The sequence below is a fragment of the Clostridium oceanicum genome, assembly GCF_039521385.1.
GTDB lineage: Bacteria > Bacillota > Clostridia > Clostridiales > Clostridiaceae > Clostridium_F > Clostridium_F oceanicum.
Genome location: NZ_BAAACG010000009.1, coordinates 39,312 through 59,472, shown reverse-complemented (window position 1 = coordinate 59,472; position 20,161 = coordinate 39,312). Strand labels below are relative to the sequence as shown.

The 20,161-nt window shown below is 25.4% G+C and carries 18 protein-coding genes; 10 read left to right on the top strand and 8 right to left on the bottom strand.

What is annotated here, in order from left to right:
• Position 1: 1 nt before the first annotated feature.
• The 5 genes from ABDZ71_RS09790 to ABDZ71_RS09770 all read left to right on the top strand — a co-directional run bounded on the left by ABDZ71_RS09790 (position 2) and on the right by ABDZ71_RS09770 (position 5,576).
• Positions 2-1,087: a DUF871 domain-containing protein gene (locus ABDZ71_RS09790; RefSeq protein WP_343761203.1), complete on the top strand. Its 1,086-nt coding sequence runs from the start codon at positions 2-4 to the stop codon at positions 1,085-1,087.
• Between the two features lie 45 nt (positions 1,088-1,132).
• On the top strand, positions 1,133-2,032 hold the full coding sequence (locus tag ABDZ71_RS09785) for a BadF/BadG/BcrA/BcrD ATPase family protein (RefSeq protein ID WP_343761201.1): 900 nt from the start codon (positions 1,133-1,135) through the stop codon (positions 2,030-2,032).
• A 165-nt stretch (positions 2,033-2,197) separates the two neighbouring features.
• Positions 2,198-3,043 (top strand): pyridoxamine kinase, encoded by an 846-nt coding sequence (locus tag ABDZ71_RS09780; RefSeq protein ID WP_343761199.1) that lies wholly within the window; start codon positions 2,198-2,200, stop codon positions 3,041-3,043.
• 401 nt (positions 3,044-3,444) lie between these two features.
• Positions 3,445-4,347, top strand: coding sequence for a tetratricopeptide repeat protein (locus ABDZ71_RS09775; protein WP_343761197.1), 903 nt, complete (start codon positions 3,445-3,447; stop codon positions 4,345-4,347).
• A gap of 302 nt (positions 4,348-4,649) precedes the next feature.
• Entirely contained in the window at positions 4,650-5,576 is a 927-nt protein-coding gene (locus ABDZ71_RS09770) for a DMT family transporter (RefSeq protein WP_343761195.1), read from the top strand.
• 123 nt (positions 5,577-5,699) lie between these two features.
• Here ABDZ71_RS09770 and ABDZ71_RS09765 read toward each other — a convergent pair whose 3' ends face one another.
• Positions 5,700-6,164: a staygreen family protein gene (locus ABDZ71_RS09765; protein ID WP_343761193.1), complete on the bottom strand. Its 465-nt coding sequence runs from the start codon at positions 6,162-6,164 to the stop codon at positions 5,700-5,702.
• A gap of 194 nt (positions 6,165-6,358) precedes the next feature.
• Here ABDZ71_RS09765 and ABDZ71_RS09760 point away from each other — a divergent pair, with 194 nt between their 5' ends.
• Positions 6,359-7,399, top strand: coding sequence for a DUF2804 domain-containing protein (locus ABDZ71_RS09760; protein WP_343761192.1), 1,041 nt, complete (start codon positions 6,359-6,361; stop codon positions 7,397-7,399).
• A 158-nt stretch (positions 7,400-7,557) separates the two neighbouring features.
• Here ABDZ71_RS09760 and ABDZ71_RS09755 read toward each other — a convergent pair whose 3' ends face one another.
• From ABDZ71_RS09755 to ABDZ71_RS09745, 3 genes are all read right to left on the bottom strand, one after another.
• The gene (locus ABDZ71_RS09755) at positions 7,558-8,472 is read right to left on the bottom strand and encodes a DUF979 domain-containing protein (RefSeq protein WP_343761190.1); all 915 of its coding nucleotides are present in this window, start codon (positions 8,470-8,472) and stop codon (positions 7,558-7,560) included.
• 14 nt (positions 8,473-8,486) lie between these two features.
• Positions 8,487-9,164, bottom strand: coding sequence for a DUF969 domain-containing protein (locus tag ABDZ71_RS09750; RefSeq protein ID WP_343761189.1), 678 nt, complete (start codon positions 9,162-9,164; stop codon positions 8,487-8,489).
• Between the two features lie 75 nt (positions 9,165-9,239).
• Entirely contained in the window at positions 9,240-13,121 is a 3,882-nt protein-coding gene (locus ABDZ71_RS09745) for a M14 family metallopeptidase (protein ID WP_343761188.1), read from the bottom strand.
• Between the two features lie 369 nt (positions 13,122-13,490).
• Between ABDZ71_RS09745 and ABDZ71_RS09740 the strand changes: the two genes are divergently transcribed.
• A complete protein-coding gene (locus ABDZ71_RS09740; RefSeq protein WP_343761186.1) occupies positions 13,491-14,666 on the top strand; it encodes a MalY/PatB family protein in 1,176 nt (391 codons plus the stop codon).
• Positions 14,667-14,779: 113 nt separating this feature from the next.
• Here the strand turns inward: ABDZ71_RS09740 and ABDZ71_RS09735 are convergent, their stop codons facing one another.
• Positions 14,780-16,135 carry a PFL family protein gene (locus tag ABDZ71_RS09735; protein ID WP_343761184.1) on the bottom strand — a complete coding sequence of 452 codons (1,356 nt, stop codon included), beginning with the start codon at positions 16,133-16,135 and terminating at the stop codon, positions 14,780-14,782.
• A gap of 79 nt (positions 16,136-16,214) precedes the next feature.
• A complete protein-coding gene (locus ABDZ71_RS09730; protein ID WP_343761183.1) occupies positions 16,215-16,484 on the bottom strand; it encodes an ACT domain-containing protein in 270 nt (89 codons plus the stop codon).
• 258 nt (positions 16,485-16,742) lie between these two features.
• On the opposite strand from ABDZ71_RS09730, the gene ABDZ71_RS09725 reads away from it, so the two are divergent.
• Positions 16,743-16,961 (top strand): helix-turn-helix domain-containing protein, encoded by a 219-nt coding sequence (locus ABDZ71_RS09725; protein WP_343761181.1) that lies wholly within the window; start codon positions 16,743-16,745, stop codon positions 16,959-16,961.
• Between the two features lie 123 nt (positions 16,962-17,084).
• On the opposite strand, the gene ABDZ71_RS09720 is transcribed toward ABDZ71_RS09725, so the two are convergent.
• Positions 17,085-18,362 (bottom strand): D-alanyl-D-alanine carboxypeptidase family protein, encoded by a 1,278-nt coding sequence (locus ABDZ71_RS09720; protein ID WP_343761507.1) that lies wholly within the window; start codon positions 18,360-18,362, stop codon positions 17,085-17,087.
• Between the two features lie 182 nt (positions 18,363-18,544).
• On the opposite strand from ABDZ71_RS09720, the gene ABDZ71_RS09715 reads away from it, so the two are divergent.
• Complete coding sequence (locus ABDZ71_RS09715) at positions 18,545-19,171, top strand: NUDIX hydrolase (protein WP_343761180.1); 627 nt, start codon at positions 18,545-18,547, stop codon at positions 19,169-19,171.
• Positions 19,172-19,273: 102 nt separating this feature from the next.
• On the opposite strand, the gene ABDZ71_RS09710 is transcribed toward ABDZ71_RS09715, so the two are convergent.
• Positions 19,274-19,624, bottom strand: a complete 351-nt coding sequence (locus ABDZ71_RS09710) for a hypothetical protein (protein WP_343761178.1) — start codon at positions 19,622-19,624, stop codon at positions 19,274-19,276.
• A gap of 240 nt (positions 19,625-19,864) precedes the next feature.
• Here ABDZ71_RS09710 and ABDZ71_RS09705 point away from each other — a divergent pair, with 240 nt between their 5' ends.
• Positions 19,865-20,089, top strand: a complete 225-nt coding sequence (locus ABDZ71_RS09705; RefSeq protein ID WP_343761177.1) for a hypothetical protein — start codon at positions 19,865-19,867, stop codon at positions 20,087-20,089.
• Positions 20,090-20,161: the final 72 nt, after the last annotated feature.

Here is a 20,161-nt window from a genome sequence, read left to right as displayed (position 1 = left end):
TATGAGAGAGTTAGGTATTTCAGTTTATCCAATTCATGCTAAACTTGAAGAAAATTTAAATTATATAAAACTTGCACATAAATATGGCTTTAAAAGGATATTTACGTGCCTTCTTTCTGTAGATGAAGAAAAGGATAAGATAGTTGAAGAATTTAAGCAAATGATAGATTTTGCAAATAGTTTGGATATGTATGTTATAGCAGATGTTAGTCCAAGAGTTTTTAAAACTTTAAATATAAGTTATAAAGATTTGTTGTTTTTTAAAGAGATAGGAGCCTATGGCTTAAGATTAGATATGGGATTTAGTGGATTAGAAGAATCGATTATGACATTTAATCCATATGATCTTAAAATAGAAGTTAATATGAGTAGTGGAACTAAATATATAGATAATATTATAAGTTATAATCCTAACAGAGAAAATTTAATGGCATGTCATAATTTTTATCCTCATAGATATACAGGGTTAAGTTATAATCATTTTATAAAAACTAGTAAACAGTTTAAAGATCTATCACTTAGAACAGCAGCATTTGTATCATCTAAAGATGCTTTGTTTGGTCCTTGGCCAGTAGATGATGGATTATCTACTTTAGAGATTCATAGAGATTTGCCTATAGAAGTTCAAGCTAAACACCTTTTTGCAACAGAAGTTATTGATGATGTAATTATAGCAAATGCTTTTGCATCTGAAGAAGAACTTAAAAAGTTAAGTGAGATAAACAAAAATATATTAACTTTAGATGTTGAATTAGTTGATAATATACCAAGTATTGAGAAAAAAATAGTTTTAGAAGAACCTCATTTTAGGAGAGGAGATGTATCAGAATATATGATAAGATCTACTCAAAGTAGAGTTAAATATAAAGGACATAAATTTGAAATTTTTAATGTTAAAGATATAAAAAGAGGAGATATAATCATAGATACATCATTATATGGGCAGTATGCTGGTGAACTTCAAGTAGCATTAAAAGATATGAAAAACTCAGGAAGAACTAATATAGTTGGGAAAATATCAAGAGAAGAAATATTTTTAATAGATTATATAGATGGATGGAAAAAATTTAAGTTTAAAGAAAAATAAGAATTTTATATAGAATGCTTCATAAAAATATAAGAGGTGACTAGAATGAGTTATATAGTAGGTGTTGATGCAGGAGGAACAAAAACAGAAACTATAGCATATGATTCAGATGGAAAACAGATTTGGAAAGAATGTACTGGTTTTGGAAATATGGTTATGAATAAAGAAAAAGCTATAGAAAATATATTAAGTTCTATAGAAAAATGTATTAAAAATTTAAATAAGGAAAGTTTAAAAGGAATTTATCTAGGGGTAGCAGCAGTAGAAGTTGGAAACAATAAAGAAGTAATATTAAAGGCAGTAAAAGAAAAATTTAAAACAGAAGTAGAAGTGTATAATGATGCAGAAATGGCATTGTTTTCTCTTTTAAAAGGTGAAGAAGGAATACTTACTATATCCGGTACGGGATCGGTATGTTATGCTATATCAAATAATAAAAAGGTCATGACTGGTGGATGGGGACACTTATTAGGAGATGAAGGGAGCGGTTATTACATAGCTATTACTGCTTTAAAAAGAATGATTTTAGAAGAGGATATGAGTTTAGAAAGAAGTGACTTTACAAGAAATATAATGAAAAAATTAAATATAGAGGATGTGAATGAAATTAAGGAATTTGTATATAACAATAATAAAAATAAAATTGCATCTATTGTTCCTTTAATTTCAAAAATGGCAGAAGAGGGAGATAATATTTCTAGGGAAATATTAAAAAATTCAGGTAATGAACTTGGAAAAATAACTGAAGGTGCTTTTATAAAACTAGGCAAGCCTACAAATGTAAAAATAGGAATAAAAGGTAGTATATTGACCAAGATAACTATAGTAAATAACACTTTTAAAGATTATGTGAAAAGTAAGATTAAAAGTGTAGAAATAATAGATGAAGATATATCTTCTTGTAAAGGAGCATATTATTTAGCCATAAAAAATAAAATTGTTTAGAAAATTTAGTTTTCATATTGTATAATATGTCTTTTAAAAGTTATAATTTATTTGATAAATATAATGAATTGATTTATACTCATAAATAGTTATATTATATATGAATTTAAAAAATATCAATTTATTTAAAATATTAGTTTTTATATAGTGTTAGGAGATGTACAAATGAAGCTAGATTTAAAAAAAGTAGCTGCTATTCATGATATTTCAGGTTTTGGAAGAGCATCTTTAACTACAGTTATACCTATAATATCTGCAATGGAATGCCAAGTGTGTCCTGTGCCTACAGCAGTTTTATCTACACATACTGGAGGTTTTGGAAAGCCTAAAATAGTAGATTTAACAGATCATATAGAAGAATACATATCCCATTGGGAAAGATTAAATTTAAATTTTGATTGTATATATAGTGGATATTTAGGTTCAGCTTATCAAATAGATATTATAACAAATTTTATAAAAAGATTTAAACATAAAGACACTTTAGTAGTAATAGATCCAGTAATGGGCGATGACTTTGAACTATATTCTAATATGGGGTTAGATATGGTGGATAAAATGCGAGGTTTTATAAAATTAGCAGATGTTATTACTCCTAATTTTACAGAAGCATGTTATATCTTAGGGAAAGAGTGTGTAAAACCTATATCTGAAATTAGTATAAAAAATATGTTGAAAAGTCTTTCAAAATTTGGACCAGATATTGTTATAATAACTAGTGTGCCTATAAAAGATAACGTTGTTACAACTGCTTGTTATGATAAAATAAATGATAAATTTTATGTAATACATAAAGAAAAATTAAAGGCTAACTATCCAGGAACAGGAGATGCATTTACTAGTGTAATAGTTGGAAGTTTACTTAAAAAGTATTCTATAGATAAGGCTTTAAAAATAGCAACAGACTTTGTAGAAGAAGGAATGAAAGTTAGCTTAAAATATGATTATCCTTATAAAGAAGGGATACTTTTAGAAAAAACAATTAAAGAATTTATTTTGAAAAATAAGTAAGAATGATTGTAATTTAAAAGAATAAAAAGTATAACTTTGTGAAATTTAAAATAAATTTAGCATTAAATTAATAATACGTTAATAATATGTGGATATAATAGATATTGTAAAGTTAAATCAATCCCTCTAAAATATCCCCCATATTTATAGAGTGTGTATGATGAATAGAAGATAAGTTTTTACTTATCTTCTATTTTTATGTGTAATTTTAAATTTAAAAATAAGTTTTCTTTTTTAAATTTTTAATATATAACTTATAAAATAGTTATATATACTCCTTAAAATTAATAATAATAAATATCAAATGTATATAATAAATAATAAACTATAATGGAATAATATTTTATAAAGATGTTATTTTATATAAATTTTGATATTTAGTTTGATAAGGAGGTAATATTATGAAAAGAAATAGAAATAAAGCTATATATTTAGTAATTTTTATAGTAGCTATATGTGCTATATTTAGTGGTTATAGATATAATAAAATTAGAAGTTATGATAAGTTAGTATCTTCAGGTAAAACCTATATGGATAAGGGAAAATATGATAAGGCTTTAGAATGTTTTAATAGTTCTTTAGATTATAAAAAAAATGAGAAAGTAGATAAATATATTAAAACATCAAAACAACTAAAAAATGAAAAAGATTTATATGATGAAGGTATAACTTTAGTAAAAAACAAAAAATATTATAAAGCTTTAAAAAATTTTAATAAGATAACACAAAAGGATGAGAAACTTTATTATAATGCTAACAAAGAAATTAGAAATTGTAACAAAGAAATAATAACTCAATCTAAAGAATATTTTAAAAAAGGTGAGTATAATAAAGCTAAAAATAACTTAAATAAAGTATTAGAATTTGATCCAGATAATAAAGATGCAATAGATATTAAAAATTCTATAGATGAGAAGATTAATTCTAATAATAATTTTAACAATAATCAATATAATCATAAAAAAGAAAATTCAGATGGAAATAATAAAGATATAGATACTGCTAAAAAGGTTAATTCAAGTATAATGATAACAAGAGAAACAGCAGAAAAACTAGTAGATTCTATTAAAGAAAAAAATGTTAAGCTTCAATATTTAGGAATAGAAAAAGTTCCATATCCTAATATAAGAGAATCTTATAAGGCTTTTCCAAAAGAATTAATAGATGAGAGAGTATATACTTTTGAAGGACTTATGGGAAGTTCCGGTGAAGAATATGCCATAGGAAGATATTATATAGATTTTTCAGGACACATATATAAAGATACTTACCCTAGTGATGGAAAATGTGTAAGAATAAAATAAATATTTTCATAGAAATTTGTTTTAAGTCATATAATTAAAAACTATTATATCCTAATTTTAAAAAGCTATCTAAAATAAAATTTAAAGATAGCTTTTTTATTATGTTCATCTATAGTAAATTCTTATATAAAAATATAACTTTTAAACTTCATATAAATATAAAAATATTTTTATATTTAAATGATTAACCATACAGTAAATTTAATTAAATCAATACTCTAAAATATGTATTGAATTAAATAAGTGTTAGATATATACTTATATTTAAGTTTGTTTGTATAGCTGAAAGGAGGGGCTTATTTATGATAAAAGAAAATAATAAAAAGAGCATGTTAGCAGATTCATCTTTGCTTATAGTAGCACTTATGTGGGGAGGAGGTTTTGTAGCAGTAAAAGATGCTTTAGATAATGTAACTCCTATGTATATTACTGCTATAAGATTTATATTTGCATCTTTGATACTTGGAATAATATTTTTTAAAAAATTAAAAAATATTAGAAAAAAAGATCTTAAGGCTAGTTTTATTATTGCATTGTTTTTATTTGGAGGATTTACTACTCAAACTATAGGGCTTCAATATACTACTGCAGGTAAGCAAGCTTTTTTGACAGCAGTATATGTAGTTATAATACCCTTTTTAGTTTGGTTTGTAGATAAGAATAAACCAGATTATTATGATATAGGAGCAACATTATTAGCATTTGCAGGAATAGGGTTTTTAACTATAAATAAAAGTTTTGAGTTTAGTATGAATTTTGGTGATGTCTTAACATTGATATGTGCGGTCTTATTTGCAGGTCACATAGTAGCAGTTAATCATTTTGCAAAGGGATCTAAAGGATTAGATCCAGTAGTTTTATCTATATTGCAGATGGCTTTTGTCGGAATTATATCTTTAATTTCAGGAATTATATTTGAACCTAAATTTGTAGGAATAAGTAAAAATGCTCTTTTTCCTGTGATTTATCTTGTAGTTTTTAGTACTATGCTTGGATTTTTAATTCAAAATGTTGCACAAAAATACACTCAGCCTAATCATGTAGGTATAATACTTTGTTTAGAATCAGTTTTTGGAGCTGTTTTGTCTGTAATATTTTTAAGTGATGTATTTACTATAAATATGGTTGTAGGTTGTATTATTATATTTATAGCTATAATTATTTCAGAAACTAAGCTAGAATTTATTAAATCTACAGGGAATAAAAAAGCTGGTAATGTTATAAAATAAAATATTATTTTTATATTTTAATGATAAAGAAGCATATATTAAGTTAAAAACATTTAAACAATCTTAAAAACAAATTAGTATTTTTTAAGATTAAAAATGATTTTTATTAATATATGCTTTTTTTTATTTTACCATGTAATCTTTAGGGGTTAACCAATATTCAGTACGATCTATACATGGATACATAGAGTTGAACTTTATATATATAGGAGCATTATATAACTCAGGATTAGTTTTTAAAAGATCTCTATCTCCGTAAAATATAGCTTGTAATGCTAGGGGAAGTTCTCTAATGAAAATTTCATTTCTTCTTAATGAACTTTTATAAGTAAATTTAGTTGGATCATCTACAAATACATTTACATAAAGAGCATAAGAACCATTATATGTTTTGTACCAAGTAGCTAAGACTTCATCTCTCATTTTTTTAGAAATTTTATCATAGGCATAATTAAGTCCTATAGTAAGAAATAAATCTCCTGTTTCATCAGAATGGGTTAAGGTATATTTTCTATTTAGTATAGGGCTTTTTTTAGTTGTACCATCTCTGTATTCTACATATAATTTATTAGGGTTTAACTTTTTCAATTAAAATCCTCCATTAAAAAATACTATAATATTATAATATGAATAATTTAAAAATTTGATTTTAAATAATGATTTTATTTTAGGGATTTAAGTTACAATTTTGTTAATAAAATATAGGATGCTGTAAATAAATACTAAAATTAAATTTTATAACATAAAGTTTAATATAATAATGTTTATTTAATGGGGTATATATGTCAATAAATAAAAAATATTTTGATGAAAAAGAGATAAAAGAATATAAATGTTTATGTGACGAGAAGGGATATTTATCTAATGAAAGTATAGGATGGGCTAAGAAACCTATAATAGATTGTAATATAAGTAAACACTTACTTAGGAAAAAAAAATGGAATTATTGGTATATGGTAAATGATGAATGCTTATTTTCTGTAACAATAGTAAATGTAGATTATATAGGTATGGTATTTACTTATTTATATGATTTTACTGATGGAGAATTTACAGAAGATACTCAAGTTATTCCATTTGCTCTAGGATGTAATATGAGCAAAAATGTTTTTGATAATATGGAATTTTCTAATAGAAAAACAAACATTTTTTTTAAATGGGAAAAAGAAAATAATATTATGAAGATAATAGTTAATTATAATAATTTTATGAGAAAGAAACTCACAGCATATTTTAATGTTATATACTCAAAAGATTATGAAACTTTAAATGTAGTTATTCCTTGGAATGAAAATAGATTTCAGTTTACATCTAAGCAAAATTGTATTCCTGTAGATGGAGAAGTAAGGTTAGATGAAAAAAGTTATAAGTTTTATAAAGAAAATAGTTTTGCAGGCCTTGATTTTGGTAGAGGGGTTTGGCCTTTTAAAATTATGTGGAATTGGGCAACCTTTTCTGGAATTCAAAAGGATAATTTGATAGGCATAAATTTAGGAGGAAAATGGACAGATGGAACTGGAATTACAGAAAATGCTATTTCAATCAATAATAAAATAATTAAGTTAAATGAAAATATTATATATGATTATGATTTTAATAATTTAATGGGTACATGGAATATAAGAACAGAGATTTCTGATAAAGTTAATCTGCAATTTCATCCTTTATACGATAGGATTTCTAAGACTAAGTTTTTAATATTAGGCTCTAAAGTACATCAAATCATAGGGGAATTTTCTGGGTATATAAGAAATAAAAAAGAAGAAAAAATACTAATAGAAAATATTAAAGGTATAGCAGAAGAGCATAATGCAAGATGGTAATAATTTTAATGAAATAGTTATTAATCTACTGAACTAGAAATAATAAAAAAGTAAACATTTAATTACTTATAAAAATAACCTAGCTAAGTAATTTTATATTTTTAAACTTAACTAGGTTATTTTTTATATAAGAAAATAAATTTTAATTTTTAAAATTACTATGCTAAGAAGTTTATTAATAATATTTGTATAATAAGCATACAAAATGCTATTAATGCTTGCTTTTTAATAACTCCATATTTATCATTCATCTCAAGAACCGCTACAGGAACTATATTAAAGTTAGCAGCCATTGGAGTTAAAAGAGTACCGCAATAACCACTAGTTAATCCTAGTATACCAACTATATTAGGATTTAATCCAAATTTTAGTATAAAAGGAATTCCTATACCAACAGTTATAACAGAGAAAGCTGCAAAAGCATTTCCCATAATCATTGTAAATAATGCCATAGAAACACAATACACAATAATTGCAACAGTTATATTTCCTTGAGGTATAATTTTACTAACACCAGAAGCTATTACTTCACCAACACCAGCTTCTGTAAATATTTTACCTAAAGAGGCTAATAGTATAGGTAGTATAGAAAGTGGTCCTACTGCTTCAAGAAGTCTTTTACCTTCTGATAGAACTACTGTAGGTTTATCTTTAGACATTAATAATATTATTATTGCAGAAATTAAAGTACCAACACCAAGACCTACTAAAGCACCAAGTTTTGGTGCTATTACAGCAAATAATAAAGCTGTAATACCTATTGTAAAAGCAGGTATAAATATAAAGAAACCTAATTTGTTTGCCATAGCTTTTCTATGTTCAATGCTAGTAGTCTTATTAGTCCCAACTTTAACTTTTCCAAACATTGCAGGAAGAGTAGTAATAACTATGATAATTCCAGCGTATAAACTAGGAATCCATTTACCAAAAGCCATTAATACACCTAATCCAATCCAAAATATTGCTGTTCCAATTTTAGCTTTATGTTTTTTATCATTTAAACTTACAAATCCAATATATATGCAGATTAAACCACATATTATATACATAAATTCTAATATATTAGCTTTCATCTATAGTACCTCCTCTATTTTTTAGAAACTTTCGTGTATTTTTTCATCATTTTTCTATCTTTAAAATATGTGTATAGGGAAGACAGAACAAGAGCACTTATTGCTACAGGAATTTCTGCTTTAACAGCTTGAAGAGGATCTATAGAATATCCTAATGGTTCTAATGTACTTTTAACTAAAAGTATACCGGCACCAGCTATGAAAAGTACTTGACCAAAGAACCAAGTTACATTTTCAGAAGAGGAAGCTAAGCCCTTGATTTCATCTGCATCTTTTTCATCTAATTTGTGACCTTCATTTTCTATAGAACCTGTAGCCATAGGATAAACAATTGGTCTTACAAAACCTGCAACACCACCAACAGAAACATTGAAAGCAGCAAGAATTATTCTTACAAATCCATAACTTATAATTACTTTTCCTGGAGTAGCATTTTTTATTTTAGCTATAAAGTTAGCAGCAGATTGTTTTAATCCATTTCTTTCTAAAACTGCTATTACAGGAAGTGTAATTAGAAATAAAGCTATGTATCTACTAGCTACAAAAGTACCTCCTAAAGTAGTTAAAATATCATTTATACTCATGCCACCAACTAAACCGGTAACAAGTCCTGCACCCATTACGATGCCTATTGCATCTAAACCTAATGCAAAACCTACAATGATAATTAAAACACCAATTAATCTAATCATTTTTTTCATCTCCTTTGTTTATTGTATATAAAATTTGATATATAAAATAGAAAAATAAGTAAATAGTTTTTCTATTTATTTTAATTTTAAAGGACGTTTTCTTAGTTTTTTTAATGTTATTTTAGTGCTTTCTTCTTTTGATAGATCTTCTATATCAAAATTTGCTTTTGAAAGCATATCTATAGTTGCTACATCTGATATATAGTGTGTTTTTGTACATAATTTTAAGTAATCTCCCTGAGCTGTTTCATCAGAAACCTCAGTAGTCCAATCTACTGCTGTAATCCAAGGGTATCTATGAGAAACATGTCTTGAATCTTTATCTGGTTTATAAGGAAGCCAATAAAAAATTAGATTCTTATAGTAATTAGCTGGGAATAATTTTGGCATCCATTTATGAGCATATTTTTCAAATCTATCTTTCCAATCTTCATTCCATTTTGAAATTTCTTCATCATTATTTATCCAAGTGGCTACTTTGTCTTGTAAAGATTCATTTAAAGATTTATGTTTAGGATACTTTTCAGAATCTACGTACCAAAAATATCCATAAAATAATGCTCGAGGAAGCCAAAAGCCTTTAAACCAAGGAGATACATAACCTGAAAATTGTTGATCCCATTCATGAGATGGTACACCATGGTTATCTGCTACAAAGTCAGGAAGCCATTTTCTCCAAACCTTTGGTACTGCTGTACTTTCAGGATACTTACTATCTTGGAAATAATCATAGTAAAATTCTTTTCCTACTGAATTAAATCTAGCTATGTGAAGTTTCCATTCAGGATTATCCTTTTGAAGTTTATGATGAATATAACCACCGTCTACATTTTCAAAAGGAATAATAGTTAAATTTATATTTTTTAGGTAGTTATTTAAATTTTTATCTAATAACATATTTTTAATAAGCATAAATGCAGAATTAGTACTAGATATTTCATTTGCATGATGTCTGTTATTTATCATAAATACAGGCTTATAGTTTATAAGTTTATTTGTAGATATAACATTACTTTTACATGAGTGTACTAAATCTATAGCATATATGTCTCTACCTTGATAAGAATCAGAAACCTTCCATACATTTAATTCAGGTACTCTTTTTAATTTGTTTATTATCTCTATGTAATCTTCATAACCTATAACTTCATCATCTGGCATTTTTATGTCTTCTATAGATACAGGCTGTAATGAAAGATCATTTTTATTATTCTTTTCATCTTGTAGTTTTATAGTATCTTTTAAAATATTTTCTTCATATACTCTAAAGATTAATTCATTAAAATTAAAATTATATTCGAAAGTATCTTTTATGTTTAATAAATTGAATAGTTTAGAGTAACCTTTGATAGTAGATGATATTGTTTTGTAATCACAATCTGTTTTTACATCAAAGTATATTTTGTCTATTTTAGAATCTTTAAAGGAAATTTCATTTATATTTAAAGAAAAAGATGGTTTCTTATAACAAAAGTCTTTCTTACCATTTATAAATATAGTTGGAGTTTTAAATTTTTCATTGTATAAAGAAACTTTCATGTAAGGTTTAGAATTATTTACTTTGTTTATACAAGGTAAAATTAATCCAGGTTCATCTAATTTCTCGTTAACTGTTTTCATTCCAAAGGTTTTGAAAAAATCTAACCCTACGAAATACAAATCTTCATGTAAAGCATCTAGAGAAGAAATCATATCTTTTCTTACATCTAAAGGATAATCAGGTTCACTTACATTTATGTCTAACTTAAGTTGATTAAAAAATGGTTGCTTTTCTTTAGTAGGATTATTATTAGTTTTTTCTAAAATATAGTTTTTACAATCAGGTAATATATCCTTTTGATATATATCCCATATCCTTTCTAAATCAGTTTTTATAGGTTCATCTATTATACATTTTCCATTTACTAAAACTTTTATGAATCCTGTAGAAGGATGAACTTTTCCTATAGAAGGATATTCGTCTAAATAAGGTCTTTCAGAATATTTTACTTCAAAACTATCTTTTAATAACATATTAGAAGAAGAATCTTTTACTTCTACTTCATAAGTGTTATTAGTATTATTATTTTCCATAAATTCAAAAACTATGTTATCACGAGGAATATTAATTTCATTAGAGATTAAATCATCTATAGGATACAGTTCTTGTAAAAACCTTATAGGTAAGTCAAACCATTTACCTTTATCATCTTTTACTGGAGCTGTAAGATTAGGAATAACTCCATCTTCTTCATCCCATTCAGTTTTTCCTTTTGGAAGGAAAGGCTTAACTTTAATAGTTACTGTATCAATTTTTTTTATAAGAGTATTATCCTTTAGCTTAGGAACAATATCTTCCATAATGAAACTTAATCCTTGTTTATAGGAGCAGTATATATCACATCTTTCAATGGTTGCTTTCTTAATATTTAATTTTTGAGTTATACTATTTTTGCAAATATCTCTTACTGATTTTTCTTCACTTAAAATTCCTAAAATAGATACAGTATCACCAGGATTTATGTTTTTATATAATTTTTTTTCTAATATAGATTGAAACTCATCTACTTCCCAGGGAATATCAAATTCTTTTTCTAATATTGTTTCTTTTTTTGCATATTCTAGTAAATTGAAATTTGTTAAATTATATGTAGATTTAAATAAGTCTAATATTTTATTAGAATCTAAATTGTCTTTATTTTTTTCTAAATAGCAGTCTATTGAACTATTAGAAAAATCCTTTTTGTTTAATGAATCTAAAAGATAAGATAATTGACCTTCTAAATTTTCTAATTTTATTGAAGAGGATATTTTGTCTTTAAGATTATTTAAAGTTATTTTTTTGTTTTTATCTATGTAAGGTATATTTTTAGAAAATATTTCAGAACACTTTATTAAATCTTCATTTTCCCCTTTTAATAATATTGATGTAGTATCATTTTCTTTAATAATTTTAATAAAGGAGCTATTAGTTTCTTCTAAAAAGCTATTAGTTTTAAATTCATTTCCAATTAAGATTTTGTTAAAAGAATAGTTTTTCGCTTCTTTTTCTGTATAAACTATAGGAAATTCAATACCTAAGGTTTCTAGACCCAGTCTTGATGCTACATTACAGGCAGCCATAAGTTCATAATCGTTAGCGTTGTCTTTTATAACTATCTTTCCGTTTATAGTATCTGGAAGAAAATCATTATTAGTATCAATTAATATTCCATTTGTAGAAAAGATATTAGATAAATCCATATTTTCACAAGCAAATTTATTAGTATTTAAAGTAGAGGTACAATTTGTAATTTTTGAGATATTAGTTGAAAATTGTTCATTTTCAATTAATAATTCTTTAGTTAGTGATCCATCATTCATTATAAAAGTTAATTTTTTTATAAAAGTCCATTTTAATTTATTTATATTATTTTTTATATCTTTTTCTAAAAGCATAATATCATTACATTTTATATTTATTATTAAGTTATCAATTCCAATATATCTTTCATCTAATATTATTTCAGATATTGTTATTTTATCTGTATCTAAGTTATTAAACAAAACATCCTTAATGTTATCTAATTTTGGAGTGTTAGGATTTACTTCCCATATATAAGGAAATCTGGAATAAAGGTATTGACCTATGTTTTCAAGGGACGTAGATGAAGAGGATTTTATAATTACATCTTTTCCCTTTTTAAAATCAATACTAGATTTGTATTTTTTTGAACAATCTCCTGGATTTTTTATTGGTTCTATTATTATGTTAAGATTTTCACAATTAGGTACATTATCGTTAAATTCTACAATAGGTAGATTTAATGCTGTGCTTTCAAAAGAAAGTCTACCACATAAGTTTATTGCTACTTTTTTTTCAGTTATACTGGAATTTTTATCTATTATGATTTTTCCTCTTAAATCGTCAGAAAGACCATCATTATTATTGTCTTTTAATATACCCTTTAGAGTATATAATTTATCTAAGCTTTCCAATTTATCACATCCTTATAATTTAAAACTTAAAAATATACATTCCAATATATTACAAATATATAATTAAATGTTGTATTGTATTAAAATACTTATAGAAACTAAATTTAATACTTATTATACTAAAAAACCGGCAATTAGTATAGTTTTTTTTTAAAAGACTCAAATATATTATTTACATAAATATATAATATATTAAAAAATGTATTATATATTTATGCACATAGATGAATAATTTAAAAAAATTAACTATGTTATAATATTTACTAATGAAATAATATAATATATTATGTTAATATGACCGTGTAAAAAATTGGTATTATAATTAAAAAAGTTAATATGATATATTATGTAAAAAATGGGAGGGGTTACATGAAGTATAACTTTAACAAATTAGTAAACAGAGATAATACTTTTTCTGTTAAATGGAATTTCAATAAAGAACTATTAGGCTATGAAGATGTTATACCTATGTGGATAGCTGATATGGATTTTGAAACTGTTCCAGAAGTTAAAGAGGCTTTAATTAATAGATGTAGTCATGGGATTTATGGATATTCTAAAAACACAGAATCTTATCATGAAGCTGTTATAGAATGGATGAAAAAAAGGCATGGATTTATAATAAAGAAAGAATGGTTAACTGAAAGCCCTGGAGTAGTAACAGCTGTAAATACAATTATAAGAACTTTTTCAAGGCCAGGTGATAAAGTAGTAGTTCAAAGACCAGTTTATTATCCATTTTTTAAAGCTATAGAAAACAACGGATGTCATATAGTTAATAATCCATTAAAGTTTAATGGTGTAAAATATTCAATGGATTTTGAAGATTTAGATAAAAAACTTAAAGATTCTAGAGTTAAGATTATGGTACTATGTAGTCCACATAACCCTGTTGGAAGAGTGTGGCAAAAACAGGAACTTGAAAAGCTGGGCAAGCTGTGTTTAAAACATAATGTATTAGTTATATCAGATGAAATTCATTCAGATTTAATATATAAGGAATATAAGCATATACCATTTGCGTCAATATGTAAAGAATTTGCTGATATTTCTATAACATGCACAGCTCCTAGCAAAACTTTTAATTTAGCAGGTCTTCAAACATCTAATATAATAATTCCAAATGAAAAATTGAGAACTGCTTATAATTTGACTATGGAAAATACCGGGATAAACAGGCTCAATTTATTTGGATATATTGCATGTGAAACAGCTTATAGAAAGGGAGAAGAATGGGTTTCACAGCTTATAGACTATTTAGAAGGTAACAAAGAATTTTTAAAGCAATATGTAAAAACAAATATACCTAAACTTAAAGTTATAGAACCAGAGGGTACATATCTTATTTGGATAGACTGTAGAGAATTAGGTATGACAAAGAGTGAATTAAAAGTATTTATGCTTGAAAAAGCAGGAGTAGCTTTTGATGAGGGATATATATTTGGAAAAGAAGGAGAAGGCTTTGAAAGAATAAACATAGCTTGTCAAAGAAGTATACTAGAAAAGGCTTTAAAAAGAATTAAGAAAGCTATAGATACTATTTAATAAGTGGTAGTTTTAAGTAGAATATAAAAGAAAAGTGGTATTAGTGTAACTCATTAATACCACTTTTTTATAAGCATATTTTATTTATAATGTACTAATTTAGTTAGTAAGATTTAGTTTTTAAAACTATGAATAGGAGCAGGAATATGACCACCTCTATTAACAAAATCTTTACTGCTAAACTGACTTACTTTCATTACTGGTGCGCTACCTAAAAGTCCACCGAATTCAACGGTGTCTCCTATAGTTTTACCATGTACAGGTATAAGCCTTACAGCAGTAGTTTTATTGTTTATAACTCCAATAGCTGCTTCATCAGCTATAATGCCTGAGAGAGTTTCTGCTGGAGTATCCCCAGGTATTGCTATCATATCAAGTCCTACAGAACAAACACAGGTCATAGCTTCTAATTTTTCTATGTTTATTGAATTATTTAAAACAGCATTTATCATTCCAGAATCTTCACTTACAGGAATAAAAGCTCCACTTAATCCTCCAACAGAAGAAGCGGCCATTATACCACCTTTTTTTACAGCGTCATTTAAAAGGGCAAGAGCTGCAGTAGTACCGGGAGCACCACAACTTTCTACACCGATTTCTTCAAGTATATGAGCTACGCTATCTTGAGCTGCAATGGTTGGAGCAAGAGACAAATCTATTATACCAAAAGGAACATTAAGTCTTTTAGAAGCTTCTCTAGCTACTAGTTGTCCCATTCTAGTTATTTTAAAAGCAGTTTTCTTTATAGTTTCAGAAACTGCATCAAAGCTTTGACCTTTAACAGATTCAAGAGCACATTTAACAGTTCCAGGACCGCTTACACCAACATTTATTATACATTCGCTTTCACCTACACCATGAAAAGCTCCAGCCATGAAAGGATTATCTTCAACTGCATTTGCAAAAATTACTAATTTAGCACAACCAATACTATTTGAATCCTTTGTAAGATAAGCTGTAGATTTTATTATTTCTCCCATTTGTTTTACAGCATCCATGTTTATTCCAGATTTACTAGTACCTATATTTACAGAAGAGCAAACTTTATCTGTAATACTTAATGCTTCAGGGATAGAATTAATTAATTTTATATCACCTTTAGAGTAACCCTTATGGACTAAAGCAGAAAATCCGCCAATGAAATCTACTCCAACAGCTTTTGCAGCTTTATCTAGTGTTTTAGCATATTCTACATAGTTGTCATCATCAGAAGATTCTGCTATTAAAGATATAGGGGTTACTGATATTCTTTTATTTATTATAGGAATACCATATTCAAGTTCAATATCTCTAGCAACTTTAACTAGATTTTCAGAATACTTTGTTATTTTATCATATATTTTTTCTCGTGATTTTTTTCCATTGAAACTGCAGCAGTCTCTTAAAGATATTCCCATAGTAATAGTACGAATGTCTAAATTTTGATTTTCTATCATTTTTATAGTTTCTAATATTTTACGATTGTCCATAAAAATCTCTCCTTTTGATTTTTAGCATGTTATGAATTTGTAAGGATTTTTACCCCATAGTTCCCCAACTAAATATAATTTAAATGCTTTGCATAGAATTAAATATATCTTCTCTTTGTATATTTACAGATACACCTACTTTAGTACCGGTTTTATTAAGTTCTTCTCTTAAGTCTTTAAATGTTTTTGTACATTTAGAAATATCTACTATCATAATCATAGTAAAATATTCTTGTAAGATTGTTTGCTGTATATCTAGTATGTTTACATTTGAATTTGCAAGAGTTTGACTTACAGATGCAGTTATACCAGACTTGTCCTTTCCAAATACAGTGATTATTGATTTCATATAAACCATCTCCCATGAAAGTAATTTTTTTGCATAATATAATTACCAATTATTAGAATTGATATTATATTAAAACATACGATTATACTATTATATAACAAATTTTATGAATTTTCATTATATTTTAGAATGTTAAGTTACTAATACAAAAACTTAACATTGCATACAAATATAGTAGCTACAAAATTTTATAAAATGGTTGTATAATAGTATTAAAGAACTTAATATTTATATCATTTGATTAAGGGGGATTCTTTTATGCTAAATGGTAATGAAATCCGAAATATAAGGTTGAAATTAGGATATACATCAAAGGATGTTGAAAAACTTTCAAAAAATCCTAGGTTTAATACATCCATATCTAAATCTTATTTAGAAGAACTAGAGAGAGGAGATAAAATGAACCCAAGCTTTGAAAAAATTGTTGTGTTATCGCAAGTTTTAAGGTGTAAATTAGATGATTTAGTTTTGAGATAAAAATGTAATAAATAATAAGAATTTAAATGATGATTAGTTTAAATTATAGTAATATAAAAAAAGATATGGATTAAATAGAATAAAATTCTATTTAATCCATATCTTTTTAGTATTTATGGTAAGTTACCAATATCTATTCCTTTTTCTTCTTCTTCTTCTTTTTAAAAAGCTTATGAATTTCATTAATAGTATTATTAAAATAATAACTATTATAATAAGTATTCCTGCCCCTAAATATATTGGCAGACATTTTTTATTTAATTCACTAGATGAAAGAGATGAGTATAATTTATAGTTGTTCTTTGATTCTCTTTCAGTAAGGGATAAGGTTCCTATTTCTTTTTTCCCTAAAAGAGAACTTCTAGATACTGAAGTTAAATTAATAGATTTTTTTAGTTCTTTAGAGTTTACATCATTTTTATAATAACTAATATCGTCTTTAGATTCTAAAGGAACTGTTAATTTTATAGAAGGACCAAAACCTAAGGGTTTATAAGATATATCTTTTTTATTAATTTTTGATCCCTTTTTATATAAAGAGGTTTTTTTAGCAGAATAACTCCAGTCAATTATTTTCTCCATATCGTTAAATACAAAAGAATCTTTTGCATCATATACAGATCCTAAAACTACACCTAATATTTTTCTACCGTTTCTATTAAATAAAGAGACTAAACATCTACCAGCTTGACTAGTATAACCAGTTTTACCTGCTGCAGCATCTTCTTCTCCATGTTTTTGTAAAAGTTTATTTCTGTTTTCTATAAGCATTTTTGTACCAGTAGAGGTTGTAACAGAGCTTTTCTTTTTATGAGAAGATTCATAAACCCAAGGGTTTTCAAATGCTTTTCTAGAAATTACGCTTAAGTCATAAGCTGTAGTGTAATGCTCCTTATTATGTAATCCATTTGGTGTTACAAAATGAGTGTTTTTTAATCCAAAGCTATGTATTTTTTTATTCATTGCATCTTCAAATTTTTTAGAATTTCCAGAAACACTATCTGCTATCATGTAAGCTACATCATTTCCAGAATATAAAAGGAGACCATCCATTACATCTGAAGCTTTAATTGTTTCACCTACTTTAATTGCGTGAAGGCTAGTGTTTAGTGAAAAAGCTGGTTGTTTTTTAGCTGAATCTGTGTAAGTTATATCATCATTTTTATTTTTATTTTCAGCAAAAAGTAGAGCTGTTAAAAGCTTAGTTGTGCTTGCTGGATACATGGTTTTATCAACGTTTTTAGCATATATTATTTCACCGGTTTTAACATCTATTGTTATAGCAGATTTTCCATATATATTAGGCTGGGCATTATTGTTAGAAGAAGCAGCTAATATATTTGAATTAAAAGTAAATAATAAAAATAATACTGTGATTATTGTGAGTGTTTTTTGTTTAATTTTCATAGGCCATCTCTCCATTTATTTATATGTAGTATAATTACAGATACAAGTATATCATTATATAAATTCATTTACAAACTTGAAATAAGGTTATTAACATTTTATTTCCTTAATGTTAATGAAATAAATATAAGTCTATTATGAAATAAATTTAAATAGTTTTCATAGGAGGATAAAGTATGTTTAAAAACAAAAGTATTGATATAGTTCATAATATATTTAAAAATAGAAAGAGTAAGCCTATAGGTGAGTTTAAAAAAAGTGCAGTACTTATATTGTTACACCAAAAGAATAATGAAACTAATATAATATTTGAAGTTAGATCCTATAACTTAAGGCATCAACCAGGAGATGTATGTCTTCCAGGGGGAAAAGTAGAAAAAGGAGAGAAAACTTCAGAGGCAGCTATAAGAGAAACAGTAGAAGAGCTTAATGTTAAAAAAGAGGATATTGAAATTATAGGGGAGATGGATTTTTTTATAAGTCCATATAACTTTATAATATATCCTTTTGTAGGAATATTAAAAACAACAGATAAAATAATACCTAATGAAAATGAAGTGGATCATATTTTTGAAGTTCCTATGGATCATTTTATAAAACAAACACCTTTATCTTATGAATCAGAAATAATACCTAGGTTAAGTTCTGATTTTCCATATTCACTTATAAGAGGAGGAAAAAAGTATAAGTTTAAAAAAGGAAAAATAAATCAGTATTTTTATAAATATGATAAATATGTTATTTGGGGATTTACTGCTTTAATTATAAAAAAATTTACTGATATAATGAATGATGAAGTATAGATATTAATTATTTAAACATTTTTAAAATAAGATTTTATTTTAAAAAGAAATAATAAAAAAGCTGGTAGTAAATTTTAAAATTTACTACCAGCTTTTTAAATATTATTTTTGTTTTTTAAAATTTGGATTTTTTATTCCAAATATGATAACAGATAATATAAGAGCAATAGCGTATCCTATTATATAAAATATAGAAACTAGACTAGGGGTTATGAAAAATTTTAGGTATACAAATAAAAATAAAGATACTACAGACCAGAAAAGCCATACATAACTCATCTTAGAGTTTCTTTTGAGCCATTCTTCTGGGTTTTTCATTTTTCCAGTTATCTTATTTTTCTTACCATCTTCTTTTGAAGATGCAGATACTATTAATTTAAAATAGATAAAAAATATTAAATCTAATACAGCTATTATTAAAAATAAATAAGAAAGAGAAATAGTCGTTATCAATATAAGTTCCTCCTTTTATAAACTAAATAAAATAATTGTTATTATTATAACCAATTAGATATAATATAATTATAAAAATTATTATATTGTTAATTTTTATTTAAAATATGATTTATATAAAAAGTATATTATTTTTTAAATATTATAAAAATTTAATTAATTTTTGAAATAGGGTTTTATTTTTAATAATAATTAATGTATAATTGTATTAAATCATATTTGGGAGAGGGGAATTTTTTTATGGACTGTCCATTTTTATCTACTTTAGAAGAGTCTGTGGAATGCTTTAAAGAATGTGCTTTATATAAATGTGATTTTAATAATGGTGTATGTCCTTTTAAAGCTATACAAGAAAAAATAACTGAGGATGATAGTTCAAATTATAAAGAATTAGAAAGTATAATGAATGAAAATTTTAGTTTTTTTACTAAAAGTTATGATAATTCTTCAAACCAATATTGGTAGTAATAAAATAAAAAAAATAATAAGTCCATTTTAAGATAAATAAAAATAAGATAGGGAGATCCCTATCTTATT

Excerpts from the sequence above, each read along its gene's own strand:
- ABDZ71_RS09775 (WP_343761197.1), top strand. The coding sequence starts at position 3,445 with ATGAAAAGAAATAGAAATAAAGCTATATATTTAGTAATTTTTATAGTA.
- ABDZ71_RS09790 (WP_343761203.1), top strand. The coding sequence starts at position 2 with ATGAGAGAGTTAGGTATTTCAGTTTATCCAATTCATGCTAAACTTGAA.
- ABDZ71_RS09725 (WP_343761181.1), top strand. The coding sequence starts at position 16,743 with ATGCTAAATGGTAATGAAATCCGAAATATAAGGTTGAAATTAGGATAT.
- ABDZ71_RS09740 (WP_343761186.1), top strand. The coding sequence starts at position 13,491 with ATGAAGTATAACTTTAACAAATTAGTAAACAGAGATAATACTTTTTCT.
- ABDZ71_RS09730 (WP_343761183.1), bottom strand. The coding sequence starts at position 16,484 with ATGAAATCAATAATCACTGTATTTGGAAAGGACAAGTCTGGTATAACT.
- ABDZ71_RS09755 (WP_343761190.1), bottom strand. The coding sequence starts at position 8,472 with ATGAAAGCTAATATATTAGAATTTATGTATATAATATGTGGTTTAATC.
- ABDZ71_RS09785 (WP_343761201.1), top strand. The coding sequence starts at position 1,133 with ATGAGTTATATAGTAGGTGTTGATGCAGGAGGAACAAAAACAGAAACT.
- ABDZ71_RS09715 (WP_343761180.1), top strand. The coding sequence starts at position 18,545 with ATGTTTAAAAACAAAAGTATTGATATAGTTCATAATATATTTAAAAAT.
- ABDZ71_RS09705 (WP_343761177.1), top strand. The coding sequence starts at position 19,865 with ATGGACTGTCCATTTTTATCTACTTTAGAAGAGTCTGTGGAATGCTTT.
- ABDZ71_RS09735 (WP_343761184.1), bottom strand. The coding sequence starts at position 16,135 with ATGGACAATCGTAAAATATTAGAAACTATAAAAATGATAGAAAATCAA.
- ABDZ71_RS09760 (WP_343761192.1), top strand. The coding sequence starts at position 6,359 with ATGTCAATAAATAAAAAATATTTTGATGAAAAAGAGATAAAAGAATAT.
- ABDZ71_RS09750 (WP_343761189.1), bottom strand. The coding sequence starts at position 9,164 with ATGATTAGATTAATTGGTGTTTTAATTATCATTGTAGGTTTTGCATTA.
- ABDZ71_RS09770 (WP_343761195.1), top strand. The coding sequence starts at position 4,650 with ATGATAAAAGAAAATAATAAAAAGAGCATGTTAGCAGATTCATCTTTG.
- ABDZ71_RS09780 (WP_343761199.1), top strand. The coding sequence starts at position 2,198 with ATGAAGCTAGATTTAAAAAAAGTAGCTGCTATTCATGATATTTCAGGT.